We start from the raw sequence: 582 nt of genomic DNA on the forward strand, positions 1-582 counted from the left end.
TGCAGATCAGAATAGAACATAGATTCGAATGTTGCTAGTCTGATCTTGGCCGGAGGAAGGAGCGCCGGGAATGCGTTCCTCGACGCCGGGGAGGTCGGACGATGACGCTGCTCGAGCTGCGCGGGGCCGGTTTCGCCTATGGATCGCGCCGCGTTCTCGACGACGTGTCGCTGCGCATCGATGAGGGCGACTCGTTGGGCCTCGTCGGTGAATCGGGGGCGGGCAAGTCCACGATCCTGCGGCTGATGCTCGGGCTCACCGCCCCGCGCGACGGACAGGTGCTGTTCGAGGGCGCCCCGCTCGCTCTGCGCGACCGCGCACAGATGCGTCGGTTCCGCGCGAGCGTGCAGCCGGTGTTCCAGGACCCGTACTCGTCTCTCGACCCTCGCCAACGCATCGACCGGATCGTCGGCGAACCGCTCCGTTCGCTGGGTCTGGCATCCGGTACCGATGCGCAACGCCGCATCGCGGAAGCCCTCGACTCGGTCGGGCTCCCCGCCGACACCGCACGTCGCTACCCGCACGAGTTCTCCGGAGGACAGCGTCAGCGCATCGCGATCGCGCGCGCTGTGGTCTCGCGCC

The 582-nt window shown here is 67.9% G+C and carries 1 protein-coding gene; it reads left to right on the forward strand.

Annotated features, from left to right (window positions below; genetic code table 11):
• Positions 1 to 101: 101 nt before the first annotated feature.
• Positions 102 to 582, forward strand: a 481-nt coding sequence (locus tag KZA10_RS17150; protein WP_218683503.1) for an ATP-binding cassette domain-containing protein, incomplete at its 3' end; no start/stop codon positions are given.

Source organism: Microbacterium sp. BF1, assembly GCF_019279095.1.
GTDB classification, from domain to species: Bacteria; Actinomycetota; Actinomycetes; order Actinomycetales; family Microbacteriaceae; genus Microbacterium; species Microbacterium maritypicum.